General features: G+C 60.5%; 12 protein-coding genes. 9 read left to right on the top strand and 3 right to left on the bottom strand.

Annotated elements, in window-relative coordinates; all coding sequences use genetic code 11:
• Nucleotides 1-8: 8 nt before the first annotated feature.
• The 3 genes from ACK509_RS13185 to ACK509_RS13175 all read left to right on the top strand — a co-directional run bounded on the left by ACK509_RS13185 (nt 9) and on the right by ACK509_RS13175 (nt 3,396).
• The gene (locus ACK509_RS13185) at nt 9-974 is read left to right on the top strand and encodes a magnesium transporter (protein WP_410767001.1); all 966 of its coding nucleotides are present in this window, start codon (nt 9-11) and stop codon (nt 972-974) included.
• Nucleotides 975-1,130: 156 nt separating this feature from the next.
• Nucleotides 1,131-2,171 carry a two-component system sensor histidine kinase NtrB gene (locus tag ACK509_RS13180; protein ID WP_410767000.1) on the top strand — a complete coding sequence of 347 codons (1,041 nt, stop codon included), beginning with the start codon at nt 1,131-1,133 and terminating at the stop codon, nt 2,169-2,171.
• A 112-nt stretch (nt 2,172-2,283) separates the two neighbouring features.
• A complete protein-coding gene (locus tag ACK509_RS13175) occupies nt 2,284-3,396 on the top strand; it encodes a pyridoxal-phosphate-dependent aminotransferase family protein (RefSeq protein ID WP_410766999.1) in 1,113 nt (370 codons plus the stop codon).
• Nucleotides 3,397-3,422: 26 nt separating this feature from the next.
• Here the strand turns inward: ACK509_RS13175 and ACK509_RS13170 are convergent, their stop codons facing one another.
• Complete coding sequence (locus ACK509_RS13170) at nt 3,423-4,439, bottom strand: hypothetical protein (protein WP_410766998.1); 1,017 nt, start codon at nt 4,437-4,439, stop codon at nt 3,423-3,425.
• A gap of 168 nt (nt 4,440-4,607) precedes the next feature.
• On the opposite strand from ACK509_RS13170, the gene tenA reads away from it, so the two are divergent.
• The 4 genes from tenA to ACK509_RS13150 all read left to right on the top strand — a co-directional run bounded on the left by tenA (nt 4,608) and on the right by ACK509_RS13150 (nt 7,598).
• Nucleotides 4,608-5,273: a thiaminase II gene (gene tenA, locus ACK509_RS13165; protein ID WP_410766997.1), complete on the top strand. Its 666-nt coding sequence runs from the start codon at nt 4,608-4,610 to the stop codon at nt 5,271-5,273.
• Nucleotides 5,270-5,521 (top strand): hypothetical protein, encoded by a 252-nt coding sequence (locus ACK509_RS13160; protein ID WP_410766996.1) that lies wholly within the window; start codon nt 5,270-5,272, stop codon nt 5,519-5,521. Before tenA ends, ACK509_RS13160 begins: the two co-directional genes overlap by 4 nt.
• Nucleotides 5,522-5,574: 53 nt before the next feature.
• The gene (locus tag ACK509_RS13155) at nt 5,575-5,856 is read left to right on the top strand and encodes a HalOD1 output domain-containing protein (protein ID WP_410766995.1); all 282 of its coding nucleotides are present in this window, start codon (nt 5,575-5,577) and stop codon (nt 5,854-5,856) included.
• Nucleotides 5,857-6,035: 179 nt separating this feature from the next.
• The gene (locus ACK509_RS13150) at nt 6,036-7,598 is read left to right on the top strand and encodes a lipopolysaccharide biosynthesis protein (RefSeq protein ID WP_410766994.1); all 1,563 of its coding nucleotides are present in this window, start codon (nt 6,036-6,038) and stop codon (nt 7,596-7,598) included.
• A gap of 513 nt (nt 7,599-8,111) precedes the next feature.
• On the opposite strand, the gene ACK509_RS13145 is transcribed toward ACK509_RS13150, so the two are convergent.
• Nucleotides 8,112-9,503: an NAD(P)/FAD-dependent oxidoreductase gene (locus ACK509_RS13145; RefSeq protein WP_410766993.1), complete on the bottom strand. Its 1,392-nt coding sequence runs from the start codon at nt 9,501-9,503 to the stop codon at nt 8,112-8,114.
• A gap of 454 nt (nt 9,504-9,957) precedes the next feature.
• Between ACK509_RS13145 and ACK509_RS13140 the strand changes: the two genes are divergently transcribed.
• Entirely contained in the window at nt 9,958-10,917 is a 960-nt protein-coding gene (locus ACK509_RS13140) for a D-2-hydroxyacid dehydrogenase (RefSeq protein WP_410767263.1), read from the top strand.
• A gap of 16 nt (nt 10,918-10,933) precedes the next feature.
• On the opposite strand, the gene ilvD is transcribed toward ACK509_RS13140, so the two are convergent.
• The gene (ilvD, locus tag ACK509_RS13135) at nt 10,934-12,685 is read right to left on the bottom strand and encodes a dihydroxy-acid dehydratase (protein WP_410766992.1); all 1,752 of its coding nucleotides are present in this window, start codon (nt 12,683-12,685) and stop codon (nt 10,934-10,936) included.
• A 105-nt stretch (nt 12,686-12,790) separates the two neighbouring features.
• On the opposite strand from ilvD, the gene ACK509_RS13130 reads away from it, so the two are divergent.
• Nucleotides 12,791-14,863 carry a S9 family peptidase gene (locus ACK509_RS13130; protein WP_410766991.1) on the top strand — a complete coding sequence of 691 codons (2,073 nt, stop codon included), beginning with the start codon at nt 12,791-12,793 and terminating at the stop codon, nt 14,861-14,863.
• Nucleotides 14,864-14,868: the final 5 nt, after the last annotated feature.

The raw sequence follows: 14,868 nt of genomic DNA, 5'->3' as shown, positions 1-14,868 counted from the left end.
GTATACACATGCCGACGAGAACAGCAGACAACACAATCGACGGCATCACCACCACCGCGATTCCGACGTGCCACCCGAACGACACCGTGAGGGTCGTTCTCGACCGGCTCGTGGGCGAGACGTGGGAGAGTGCCGAGACGGTGTACGTCCTCGATGATGGGCGACTCGTCGGTCGAATCGACATTGCCGACATCTTCGGGGCGGCCAACGAGGTGACCGCTCGAGACGTGATGGAGCGAGCGAAGGCTCGGTTGCACCCCGCCTCCGATAGAGAACGGGCCGTCTACTTGGCAATCAAAGCAGATAGAGACGAAATTCCGGTCGTCGAAGACGACGGGGCATTCGTCGGGGCGGTCACTTCGCAGACCATCATCGACACGATGCACAGAGAGCATCTCGAAGACGTACTCGTCGGAGCCGGGGTTCAGCACACGGGACTTCGAATCGCAGACCTCGCGTCGGCCCGTGTACTCGTCGCGGTTCGGAGTCGCGCACCGTGGCTCCTATTCGGAGTCGTGGTTGGCCTAATCCTGAGCATCATTTCGAGCCAGTTCGAGGCGACGCTTCGAGAGACGGTTGCGCTCGCGTACTTCCTCCCCGTCGTCGCTTACATCGCGGATTCGGCAGGAACGCAGTCCGAAGCTATCGCCGTCAGGGCCTTCGCGGTAACAGACGTCAACTACGGGTCCTACCTACAACGAGAATTTCTCGTTGGCCTCGTCGTCGGGAGCATGGTAGGCATTCTCGGCGGCATCGGAGCGACATTCATCGCCAATTCGTCCGAAGTCGGTCTCGTCGTCGCTCTCTCGTTGTTCGTTTCGAGTACTGTCGCAACTACCCTCGCTTCGCTCATTCCCATTGGGTTCATCACGCTCGACGTGGACCCGGCGCTCGGAAGCGGGCCACTCGCAACGGCGCTTCAGGACGTTATCAGCGTCGTCATCTACTTTCTGTTCGCTGTGGCATTCCTTTGAGTCCGTCTGAGGTAGTACTCCTTCCCGGCGAAATAGCTAACACACCTACCGTTGACTACACTGATATTGGTTTGCAAAATGTCACCGTGACGTGTGCGTTCGATACGTCCAGTGTCGATACCAGTCGAACGATGCTGTGTCCACTTCCCTTGGAGAATGCCTGAATACCACGAAATATTTGAGAAAATCCCAGACGGCGTCGTCATTCACGAACCGGAAACTGGGGCAATTGTAGATACGAACGAGCAGTTCTGTACGATGCTCGGCTACCGTCGTGAAGAACTCCTCGAACTGAAATTTGCGGAGATACACTGGGACGAACCGCCGTACAGTGCCGAACACGCTGAAGAACTGGTTCGACGAGCGGCGATAGATGGAACACAGAGCTTCGAATGGATGACAGAGACAAAGACTGGAGAGCCACTTCCGGTCGAGGTTCACCTCCGCGAAACGACTATCAAGGGAGAAAAGCGGGTGCTTGCGGTCGTCCGCGACATTACCGAGCGCAAGCAGCGTCAACAGGAACTCGAACTCCAGAACGAGCGGTTAGAGCGATTTGCGAGCATCGTCAGCCACGACCTGCGAAACCCACTGAACGTCGCACAGGGGCGTCTCGAATTGGCACGAGAAGCGTCCGATAACGAACATCTCGAAACCATCGAACGGGCACACACGCGGATGGAGACGCTCATCGGCGACTTGCTCGTACTCGCCCGCGAAGGGACGACGGCGATGGACTCCCAGTCTGTCGAACTCGCGTCCCGTGCGACCACGGCGTGGGCGAACGTCACCAGCGACGGTTCGACACTCGTCGTCGAGGGCGAGAAAACGATTCGAGCAGACCCAAGACGGCTCGACCAACTGTTCGAGAATCTCTTTCGGAACTCCATCGAACACGGGGGGCCAGATGACTCAGCTGTCTCTGACGGCGGTGTCGATAACGGCGATGAGGGTGTGACCGTCACCGTTGGCCTCACTGACGACGGTTTTTACGTCGAAGATGATGGCCCCGGTGTCCCACCTGAGAAGCGAGCGTTGGTCTTCGAACCGGGCCATACGACGTCGGCCAACGGAACCGGATTCGGTCTGAGTATCGTCTCCGAAATCGTCTCCAACCACGGCTGGGAGATTCACCTCACCGAGAGCGAGAGCGGTGGCGCACGATTCGAGATGAACGGCGTCGAGTTCGTCGAGTGAGCAGTCTCTAGAGTAAGTGTCACTCCCCGAGTCTGCGTAGACGACGAACAGTGTCGGAATCAAAAGTACCATGCCACCGCGCTACACACAGGACCGTACGTAGGTGGTTTCTGTGACCAAGAAACGCGAATACAAAGACAACTATCCGCGGAAGAAACTGTACATCCCCGGTCCGACCGAGGTGCGCGATGACGTCATCGAGGAGATGGCTCAACCGATGTTCGGTCACCGCATGGACCGGATGACGGACCTCTATACGACCATCGTCGAGGACACGAAGGAGTTCCTCGGAACCGACCACAACCTGATGATTCTCACGGCGTCGGGCACGGAGTTCTGGGAGGCTTCGACGCTCAACCTCGTCGACGAGAACATCCTCTGTACGACCTGTGGGAGTTTCAGCGAGCGTCACGCCAACGTCGCCGAGCGACTCGGCAAGAACGTCGATAGACTCGAATACGAGTGGGGTCAGGCAGTCAAACCCGAAGACGTGCGCGAAGTACTCGAATCGAGCGACAAGCACTACGACGTCGTCTCGTGTGTGATGAACGAGAGTTCGACCGGCGTTCGCAACCCAATCGAAGAGATTGGTGACGTCGTCGCCGAATATCCCGAGACGTACTTCGTGGTGGACGCGGTGTCGGCACTTGGCGGCGACTACGTCGATATCGACGAACACAACATCGACGTTATCTTCGCCTCCACGCAGAAGGCGTTCGCCATGCCGCCGGGACTCGCGGTGTGTGTCGTCAGCGACGAGGCGTACGACCGGGAAGTCACCACGGACTCCGCGTCGTGGTACGGCGGATTCCAGCGCGCGTTCGACTACTACGACCGGAAGGGACAGACCCACTCTACGCCCGCGATTCCCATCATGCTCGCCTACCGCAAGCAGATGAAGTACATGCTCGACGAGGGCCACAAAGGGCGGAGTGACCGCCACGCTGAGATGGCCGAGTACACCCGCGACTGGGCATCGCAGTACTTCGAGATGTTCCCCGAGGAGGGCTACGAGTCACAGACAGTCGCCTGTATCGAGAACACGCACGGAATCGACGTCGCCGGGACCATCAAGCAAGTCAACGAAGAGTACGACATGGCCTTCTCGAACGGCTACGGTTCCGTCCTCGGCGAGAAGACGTTCCGTATCGGTCACATGGGTGAACACACAGTAGACTCAATCAAGGAACTGACCGACGCCATCGAAGACGTCGCCGGGTTGTAAGCACGACCTGACTCTTCTCTTCTTACTTACTCTTCGGCAGGCCCGTACGTCCCATCTGGAAGTTTCGTTGGGAACCCGTACTCAGGATTCGAGAGGATTTCCAAGACGGCCGCATCTCGCTCTTCGACGGCCGCTCGCGTCGCCAGTTTCCACTCGTTGTCGATTTCGCCGGGGCGACTCCCCACTTCCTGTGCGCCCATCGCCGACGTGGCCGCCCAGTAGGTGTACTCCGTGATTTGGCACCCGTAGTCGCAGGTGTCATCGTCGTAAGTGTACCACGCGCCGTCGGGGTAGCTGTTTGGCACGTCTTCGAAGTGACCGCCTCTCGCGGCATCCATCGCACGTGCAATCTCTGAGCCTGTTTGCTCGCCGAACACGTCGGGATAGACCGACGAAAATCCGACGTGTGTGACGAGGTGGAGTACCTCTTCCAGCGTCGCGTCGAATCGGTCTCCAGTGGTCGAATGCGGCAGTCCACTCGGGAGAATCTCGACGGCGTGGAGGTCCTGAATCGACTCCGCGCGAGACGGAGGGAACGTCTGCTCCAAGAATCCGAATACTTCCTCTAACTCTCGCTCGTCGTACGGTACGATGAGTGTCGCCTTCTGGGCGACGAGTTCGTCGACGACAGCAGGATTGTCGGGGACGCCATCCTCGTCGTTATCGAGGTACTTCGCCATGACCGTACCCGCGTGTCGAAGCTTCGTCTCCGAGACGCGTTCGGTGGCGACCAGACGAACGCCGAAGACGACCATCGACTTGTCGAACGCCGGTTGGAAGTCTTCGGGTGGTTCGACGATTTCCAACGTCGGAATCGTGTACTCGGGTTCGTCGGGTGTTGGCTCGACCGTCGTCGGCTCTTCGGTCGGTTCGGGCGTTGCCGTCTCAGTCGAGGTCGTCGTTTGCGCGGTCTGTGTCGTCGCTTGCGTCGCCGCATCTGGTGTCGTGGCGTTCGAACCCTGTCCGCTACATCCAGCGAGCAGTCCCATTCCGAGAACCGACAACACACTCCGTCGCGTCCGTGCTACCCTCTCTCTTGACATTAACTGGTAAATGAACATTTGCAAGATATACCTTCCTGCGCAAGAATTAATTTTGAAAATTAGGGATTTTCGGCGTGTTAGAACGTCAACGGCGGGTAACCAACTGACAATCACTCCCCAATATTCATTGCTCATAATACTTTTCGACCCGACGCCCGTCTGACTACCATGGCGTTCACAGACGAAATCAGCGCGGAAGCAGACGACATCTGGGAGTCGATTCTCGAACATCCGATGGTCCGAGAACTTGGTGCGGGAACGCTCGACGAAGCGCCGTTTCGATACTGGGTGCGGCAAGATTACGTCTACCTCATCGAGTACAGTCGCGTGTTCGCACTCGGTGCTTCCAAAGCACCCTCTCTCAGTGAGATGGGGACGTTCGCCGAGTTGCTCGATTCGACAGTCAACGTCGAGATGGACCTCCACCGGTCGTACGCAGCGGACTTTGGAATCTCCCACTCCGAACTGGAGGCCACGGAACCGTCGCCGACGGCTCGCGCGTACACAGACTTCCTGTTGCGTACTGCGTCACACGGCACGTTTGGTGACATTGTGGCCGTCTTACTCCCTTGTATGTGGGGATTCAACGAGACGGGAAAGCGACTCGCCGCGGCGGGCCTCCCAGACGACGACCGGTACGCAGAGTGGATAGAGACGTACGCCGGTGACGAATTCACCGAACTCACCGACTGGTGTCTGACGCTCATGGACGAGGTTGCCGCCGATTCCACCGAACACGACTGTGACCGCTACCGCGACTTGTTCGAGACCTCTGCACGCTACGAATATCGGTTCTGGGACGCTGCCTGGCGACAAGAGGAGTGGCACGTATGACCGAACCGACGTTCGACGCCTACGCAGCGACTCGGACAGATGCACGCTTTACCGACTGGTTACGAGTACGAACACAACCGAACTGGGCCGAGGCTACAGAACACCGGTTCGTGCGTGAACTCACTGGCGATACTCTCGACGACGACGCGTTTCGTCTATCATTCGAATCGATGTACGAACTGTGGAGGCCTATCCAACGCACTGCTGACGGCGGTTACCACGGGAAGAACTGCCAAAAGCGTCGCTGAACCACCCCGTTCGAACTCCGTAAGGCAGCACCTGCAACAACGTGAGGACATCGATGGACCGGGAATTACGCTCGCAGACGATCTTAACAGAACGCCGCACCGAACGGGACGACGAAGAAACGCTGCTCGAACAGGTACTACGATGTGTAGCGGTGGCTAGAAACACTCCAGTGACAGAACTCCCGCCAATATACGACGTCATGGACCCAGACGTGTTCGCTTCTATCGACTCTTCGTGCCAGAAGGGGCTGTGTAGTCTCACGTTTCGCTATGCAGGGTTCGACGTTCACGTGCGAAGCGGCGGGCGTATCTGGCTTATCTCTCGCGGCGAATAATCGTTGCAGAGATTCGTCTCACGGAGTGTGAGATGCCGTCTACGACTCGTTTTTGCGCTCTATCTACTTTCCACCCTCGTTCCTCAACATCGACGAACTGACCACCGGCTGACCACGGTCACCAACGAGGAGAATCAGGCGACTTATCTTCGCCGCCACCAAGCCACAAGAACGCGACAGTGCCCTCCGATACATCCGACGACGATATCCCCGAGGAGGAACGCGAGGCGCTACTGACGATTGGTCACGGCGCGGTCGTCGCCTCCGGTGGACAGTCTCTCCAACGGGCGCTGACGACGGCGACCGAGTATGCACTCGCACAGGGGCTCGGGCCGGTCGTCTACGGGGTCTACGCGTTTGCCTGGCGGATTTCCCAGTTGTTGTTCCAACTTGTGAACGTCGGGTCGGTCCCGACGCTCCAACGTTACGTCTCTGCGTATCGTGACGACCCGGACCGGCAGGGCCGAGTTGTGGGGCTGGCGTATCTGACGACACTCGTCGTCGGCATTGGACTCGCCGGAGCGGTGATTCTCGCCAGTGGATGGCTCAACGACGCGACGGTCTCACACCCCGACTTCCCACCGACCATCCAGTTGTTCGCGGCTCTGGTCGTCCTCGTCGGGATAGTCAATATTCACGCTGGCGTCCTCAGAGCAGTTCAATCGGCTCGTGGCGAGGCGCTGTTTAATCGCGTCCTCCGCCCAACCGTTACGTTGGTCGGCGCCGTCACCGCGCTGGCCGTCGGTTACTCGGTGGTCGGTGTCGCTGGCGCGTTCGTCGTCGGGATGGCTGGACTCGTACTCGTTGGGTTCCCGATGGTTGCCTCGTCGACTGGTATCCGTCCCGTCTTGGGTGGCGTACGCTCGGAGGCCCGGCAGTTCTACAACTACTCGGGACCCATCGCACTGAGTAGTCTCGGCAAGGTGTTTCAGAACCGCGTCGACGTGATGCTCGTGGGGTTCCTGCTGACCGCGAGTGCGGCGGGGGTCTACAACGTCGTAATCGTCCTCGTCTCACTCGCGTGGATTCCGCTCTTCTCGTTTAACATGCTCCTCCCGCCGGTCGCATCGAGGCTCTACAGCGATGGTGAGATGGAGACACTCAATGCAGTGTACACCGCGGTGACGCGTCTCATTGTCACCTGCGTCGTCCCGGTTCTCATCGTACTGGTCGTCTACGGACGGGTGATTCTGTCTGTTTTCGGGCCGGGTTTCACGGCGGGCTACGTTCCCCTCGTGGTCTATCTCGGCGGCGTCCTCGTCGGGAGCGCCGTCGGCGCGACTGGTTGGTTGCTCATGATGACTGACCACCAGTACGCCCGAATGGCACTGGACTGGTTACTCGCCGTACTGAATACGGCGCTCACGTTCGCGTTCATCCAGGCGTTCGGCCTACTCGGTGCGGCACTTGGGACGGCTGTCGCTATCGGCGTTCAGAACTCTCTCCAAGTCGTCCTCTTGCGCCACTTCGAGGGACTCTGGCCCTTCGATGCGACGTTCCTCAAACCGCTTGGGGCTGGTGTCGCAACGGTCGTTGTCATGTTTCTCGTCCGCGAGGCGCTCCCCGGTGCCAGTTCGGTCGCTCTCGGCCTCGTACTCGGCGCGGTGACGTATCTCGGTTCTCTCGTCGTCCTCGGCGTCAACGACCGCGACCGTCTCGTGGTGACGACGCTGGCCGCTCGGTATCGTCGGGTGATACGTTCGGTCGTCAGCGAGCGTTACTCTCGATGGTCCAGAGACTGACGTGATTCGTTGATTGACGTCTTCGAACTCTCCCACCGGAGGAACGGTGCAGCCTCGAAGCTATCAGCTGGGACTCTCTCGGTGATTGAAATATCGCCCGAGACACTAACGGGCGGGGATCTACTAGTAGGCTCACCGAGCGCGACCGACGGGAGCGGTCGAGCCGACGACTGAAGGGCGGAACGGACCGAAGGAGGAGTGCTTTTGATCAAGCTTGTGCCGAGCGAGCCAACGGCTCGCGCAGTGTAAATGGTCGAATGTCGCCCGAGACACTAACGGCCGGTCTCATCCCTTGGCGGCGTGCCGTGTCAACCGGGAAACCCTCGTGTCAGGCGGTCCGTCTTTCGGGCGCGGACGTTCCGAAGTACACCGGTATTCACCGGCCAGTAGATGTCGCACACCCGGGTTCTCCGTGCTGTCATCGCTCCCAATGTGGGAGTACTCGGACGGGGATTTGAGGTGCGCACCGACTCTAGAACATGCGGGGTAAAACGAGTTCCGACCGCGACCTGCTTACAACTCGTACTCGTCTTCGGTCAGTTGGACGTACTTTCCGTTGCGGTACTTGAGTTTCGTCTTCTGGTACTGCGTGGCCAGTTTTGCCGCGCTGAATCCGGCGGTGAGTTTGCTCGCGGCGAAGGCTCTGTAGCCATCGTCGTCGGCCAGCAGTTTGCGAGCGGCTTTGAACGTCTTATCCCACTGCTTTGGCGTGTAGTCGTGGACGATTTCGGCCATCGCAACGTTGCGGAGAATCTCGTCACCGATTGCGTCTTTCCAGCGTTCGTTGTAGTCAGAAAGGTCGCCTTCGGCGGCGAGTTCGCCCGCGATTGCACCGGTCCGAACGGCGACGTGGTCGCCGCCTTCGTGGAAGGCCGAGGTCGAACCCATCGCACCGCCGGTGACGGCGATGCCTGCCTGTACGGGCGAGTCGATTGGTCGCGTCGAGGAGATAGAGTACGTTTCTGTGCCCTTGGTCTTCCCGCGCTCTTCGACCAGTGGGAAGTCCTCGTCGATGTCGTACTCGTCGCCGTACTCCTGTTCGAGCAGGCGGCGGACGTACTCGCGGCCCTGCGGGATGCGCTCGTCTTCGGGGCGAAGGAGTTTGTAATCGTCGCGGTCTTCGACCTCGTCGATGTCCATCCCGATGGGCATCGTCAGACCGACGCGGCAGACGTTGTTGTCGTTCGGGAAAATCCACGGATAGGCCGTGTGGCCGGGCATGTAGCCCCACCAGAACTTGATTCCGCCATCGACTTCGTCGAAGAGTTCCGGCGGAAACTCGCGGTGTTCCTGATACGCGATGTGGTTGACCTTGGGCGCGGCGAGACGGTCGGTAATCGGGAAAGAGAGATACTTGTCGAGAACTTTGTTCGTCACCGTTCGCTGTGGCCCGTCGGCGAGGACGAGGAAGTCCGCACCGATGTCGTCGCCGTTTGCGAGGCTGACGACGTGTCGGGGGTCGTCTTCACTACCAGTTGCGTCGAGGTCCGTTTCGACATCTCGGACCGAGGCCTTGAGGCGGTACTCGGCACCGACTTCCTCGGCGCGACTCCGCATCCAGTCGTCGAATTTGGCGCGGTGGAAAGTGTATCCAAACTCGTCGTACGAGGCGTCGATGCCCGTACTGCGGAGGATGACCGATTCGTTCGGGCCGATGAACTCGGCGCGGTCGAGGTGGTCGAGGAGGATTCCATCCGGAAATTCGTCCGGGTGGATACCCATGATATCGACCCAATAGTCGAGGATGCCAGCGGCGTCCGTCGAATCCGGACCGAGTCCCTGTCGGTCCGCACGAGGGACGCCTTTTTCGAGGACGACGACGGAGGCACCGGCAGAAGCAGCAGCGTGTGCCGCCGACGTGCCAGCCGGGCCACCGCCGACGATGGCGACGTCTACGCGTTCCATACCGGTAGAGGACTCTTGGCGGCTATTAAACCCCCTGAACCGATTCGGCGAGTCTCTGTGGTGCTGTCTCCGACACATTCGACCTCACTACCGTTGTTGATAACTGGGGGCGGAGATTTATCAGCTATCTCACCACATGTTTCGGGAAATGAGCATCGACGAAACAGACCGAAATCGCGACCCAGTCGTCTTCCGCGACGAGACTGGCGATTTCGTCTTCGTCGAGAGCGGCTCCGCCCCCCAAGGCTATGCCCCCGTCGCGTGGAAACTCGGCGACGATGGCTCTCGATTCGTCGTCGATGCGTCCGTCGATGCGGTCGAAGTGACGCGACTCATCTCGCAGGGTCGAACCGCTCTCCGAAGGGAGACACCCCACGAATCGCCGTCCTCTCCAGTCTCTCCACAGTCGAACGAAATCGAACAGATTCATCATGCAATTCGAGAACCAACGAGTATGAGCGACCCAGACATCGTCGTCCTGCGACAGAAAATACACGGTCTTTCTGCGGAAGCGTACGCCGAAGAACTCCGCGAGCGACTCCCAGAGCGCACCGTTGCACTCGCACAAACTCCCGAAGAAGAACGCGACCTGCTATCGCGTACACAGGTTGCAACCGGATTCACGATTCCCGAAGACGTCCTCGAAACCACCGACGACCTCGACCTCTTCGCCTGTGTCTTCGCCGGGACCGGTCACCTCCCAATCGAGGCGTTCGAAGCCAACGACATCGCGGTCACGAACGGGTCCGGTGTCCACGGCCCGAACATCTCCGAGCAGGTCATCGGGAGCATCCTCTACTTCACGCGTCGATTCCACATCGCAGAACGTCAACAGCGCGAGAGCCACTGGCAATCGTATCCGACGTTCGAACTCCAAGGTTCGACTGTCTCTATTATCGGCCTCGGCGCGATTGGCCGCGCCATCGCCGAACGCCTCGAGCCCTTCGGTGTCGAAACCATCGGTATCCGCTACACGCCCGAGAAGGGCGGCCCGACGGACGAAGTCGTCGGCTTCGACGACGAACAGGGCGTCCACGACGCGTTCGCTCGCTCCGACTACGTCGTCGTCGCCTGCCCGCTGACCGAAACGACTCGGAACTTCATCGATGCGAATGCGTTCAAGTCGATGCAACCCGACGCCGTACTCATCAACATCGGACGCGGCCCAGTCGTCGATACCGACGCCCTCCTTGCGACCCTCCGAAACAACGGTATCCGTGGGGCCGCTCTCGACGTGACCGACCCCGAACCGCTTCCCTCGGACCACGACCTCTGGAACTTCGACAACGTACTCATCACGCCTCACAACTCGGGTCACACGCCGAAGTACTGGGAGCGAATGGCCGACATCATCGCCGAAAACGTCCACAAATTGGACGAGGGCGACGAGGACTTCCGGAATCGCGTCGCGTGAAAACAGAGTAACGCGCTTAGTCGCGTTTCACGGCCGGGTTCGTCACTGCGCCGTTCGCGGCCGACCCGAAGTCGCGGGCGTACTTCGCCAAGACACCAGAGGTGTAGGCCGGTGGTGCTGGCTCCCAGTCTTCTTTTCGCTTGGCGAGTTCCTCGTCGGAGAGGTCAACCGAGAGTTCGCGGTTCGGGATATCGACCGTAATCTCGTCGCCGTTTTCGACGAGGGCGATTGGGCCGCCTTCGACTGCTTCGGGCGCGACGTGGCCGACCATCGGGCCGCGAGTCGCACCGGAGAACCGGCCGTCAGTCAAGAGCGCAACGTCGTCTTCGTGGCCTTGGCCGACGACTGCCGCGGTCACGCCGAGCATCTCGCGCATGCCGGGGCCGCCGCGTGGGCCTTCGTTGCGGATGACGATGACGTCGCCCGATTCGATGTGACCTTCTTGGACGTAGCGCATCGCGTCTTCTTCGCTTTCGAAGACGCGGGCAGGTCCGGAGTGGTGGAATGCGTCGTCGCCGGTGACCTTGAGAACCGACCCGTCGGGCGCGAGGTTGCCGGTGAGAATCTTGATTGCACCCTCTGCTTGGTAGGGTTCGTCCACCGTGTAGAGGAAGTCCGCCTCGATTGTGTCGTCGTCGGGCAAGTCGAGCTGGGCGAGTTCTTCTTCGATGGTTCGGCCGGTGACCGTCATGGCATCGCCGTGGAACAGGCCCGCGTCGAGGAGACGACGGATGACGACCGGCACGCCGCCGATTTCGTGCAGGTCGTTCATGACGCGCGTGCCGCCGGGCTGGAGGTTGGCGATTTTGGGGGTCCGACGCGAGATTTCGTCGAACTCCTCGATGTCGAGGTCGATACCCGCTTCGGCGGCGAGCGCGAGCAGGTGCAGGACGGCGTTGGTCGAACCACCGATTGCGACTTGCAGGGCGATGGCGTTCTCGAAGGACTTCTTCGAGAGAACGTCTGACGGGCGCAGGTCGTTTTCGACGCACTGGAGAACGGCCTCGCCAGCGCGGCGCGCAACGTCGTAGCGAGCGTCGGATTCGGCGGGTGCGGAACACGACCCGAGCGGAGCCATGCCGAGGGCTTCCGAAATCGAGGCCATCGTGTTGGCGGTGAACATCCCACCGCACGACCCTGCACCGGGACAGGCGTGGCGTTCGAGGTCGTCCAACTCGTCGGCGCTCATGTCGCCTTCGGCGTAGGTGCCGACGCCTTCGAACACGTTCTGGACGGTAACTTCGCGCCCCTCGTGTTGGCCGGGCATAATCGACCCGCCGTAGAGGAACACGGAGGGGAGGTCGGTTCGGATGGAGGCCATCATCATGCCGGGGAGGTTCTTGTCGCACCCGGCGACGGTGACGAGCGCGTCCATACGTTCGCCGAACGAGACGAGTTCCACCGAGTCGGCGATGACTTCGCGCGAGATGAGTGAGGCCTTCATCCCTTCGGTGCCCATCGAAATCGCGTCGGAGATAGTGATGGTGCCGAACTCGATTGGCATGCCTCCGGCGTCCTCTACGCCTTCGATAGCCACCTCTGCAACGTCGTCGAGGTGGACGTTACACGGCGTGATGTCTGCGGCGGGGTTCGCCACGCCGACCATCGGTGAGGAGAGGTCGGTGTCGTCGAATCCCATCGCGCGGAACATCGCGCGGTGTGGCGCTCGGTCTGGCCCTTCTGTGACTTCCGAACTGCGGAGGTTCGGGTCCTTCCCGCTGGAGAACACGTCCTCGGTGTCCTCCTCGTGTGGGGGCTGCTGGCTCATACCTCTCCCGAACGTGTGCGCGTACTTAAATGACCGCGACTGGGCAGACGTTGCAGTTCGATTGGTCGGGACAAGAGTGAAGACCATTCTGGGAGGGTGGGTAGTATGGAACCGTTGGACCTCGACTCCCTCTTCGACCTCCGTACGCCCCTCTCAGTCATTATCTCACCGGATGGGTCACGTGCCGCCTTCGTCGTCTCCGAGTTCGACACCGAGGCAGACGAACGGCGAAACTCGTTATTCGTCGTCCCCACCGATGGCTCGCGCGACCCGCACCGACTCACCCGCGCGTCGAGTGCTGGAAGTCCTGCCTGGAGTCCAGGTGGCAACCGACTGGCGTTCGTCGCCTCCCGCGACGAAGACGTCGAACTCGCCGTCCAGAGGCGCGACGAAGACGATGAGGAAGACGACGACACCGCCACACCTGACGACGAACCGAAACCGCAAGTGTGGCTCTTCGACCTTTCCCTCGGCGGTGATGCACGCCAAGTCACTGAGTTCGAGGAGGGTGTCTCAGACTTCGATTGGGGGCCGCGTGGCGAGCGACTCGTCGTCGCCGCGCGCGACCCGACCGACGAGCAACGCGAGTACCTCGAATCTCGCCGGGACGACGGCCCCGTGGAACTGACCCGGATTCAGCACAAAGTGAACGGACAGGGCTGGCAAGACGACGTGCGAACGTACCTGTTCGTCGTCGATATCGAGAGCAGAGAGGCGATGAGACTGGACGACGCCTACGCTCGCGGCGCGCGCGCCGCACAGTTCGGCCCACAACCCTCGTGGGGGCCGAGTGACCGAATCGCGTTCGTCTCCTACTTCGGCAACGACCCCGACGAGACGTACGTTCAGGACCTCTACACCATCGCTCCGGATGGCTCAGGACGCGAGTGCATGACCGACGGCGACTTGGCGGTCGGGGGCCCACGCTGGAACCCCACGGGTGACAAGATGGCGTTCACAGCGGGTGATGCAACCAACGCCTGCGCTCCGACCGAAGTGTACGTCGCGGACGATGTCGGCGACGCCTCGGAGACGACCGAGGTTCGCTCTGTCTCACACTCGCTCGACCGAACGACGATGTGGCCACCCGTTTGGACCGACGAGAACACGATTCTCGCGCAGGTCACCGACGGCGGCCAGGCACGCCTCGTCGCACTCGATGCGGGTTCGGATACCCCGACACGCGTCTTCGAGACGCAGACCGACGACCGGGACCTGCTCGACTTCGACGCGATGGGGAAGACGACGGTCGTCTTACTGAGTCATCCAAGCGAGGGGATGGACCTGTTCGCCGCCGCGACGGACGCAGTTCGTGACGACACCCCGGCAAACGACACCGACATCGAATTGACTCGCCTCACTGCGTTGAACGAATCGCTCTTGGACGATGCGGCACTCCCTTCCTGTGAGCGCGTTGTCTTCGAGAACTCCGATGACGAGGAGATAGAGGCAATCGTCCACTTGCCTGCGGACTTCGATACCGGAGACCCCGACCCAAGAGCGACTATCACGCACATCCACGGCGGCCCGATGTGGTACGACGCGCCGCGGTTCTCGTTCGATTATGCGTACTGGACGGGGAAGGGCTACGTCGTCTGCAACGTCAACTACCGCGGGAGCATCTCCTACGGCCGGGAGTTCACCGAGTCCATCCGCGGGCAGTGGGGCCCACGCGAAGCGGACGATATCATCTCGGGAGTCGAAGCACTCGTCTCGCGCGGATGGTCCGACCCAGACCGTCTGTTCGTCAGCGGATTCTCGCAGGGTGGTATCAACACACTCCACGTCGTGACCAGAAGCGACGCATTCGCGGCCGCAGCACCCGAACACGGAATATACGACTTCTACTCGAACTTTGGAACCGCCGACATGCACCAGTGGTACGTCAACGACTTTGGCTATCCGTGGGAGAACCCAGAGCGATACCGTGCTATCTCGACGATTCAGGACGTGGACGCCATCTCGACACCACTTCTCATCACCGCCGGAGAGAACGATTGGCGGTGCCCACCGTCACAAGCAGAGCAGTTGTACGTCAGCGCCTCGCGTGCCGGAGTCGATGCAAAACTCGTCGTCTACCCGAACGAACACCACGACATCGGCACTCCCGAGCGAGCAATGCACCGCTTGAAGACGCTGACCGACTGGTTCGAATCGTACGACGCCGCCACAGAGTAACTGAG

This window comes from Haloferax sp. DFSO60, from assembly GCF_046557615.1.
GTDB lineage: Archaea > Halobacteriota > Halobacteria > Halobacteriales > Haloferacaceae > Haloferax.
Note: the sequence above shows the minus strand (reverse complement) of the source record. Positions and strands in the feature narration are given on the sequence as shown.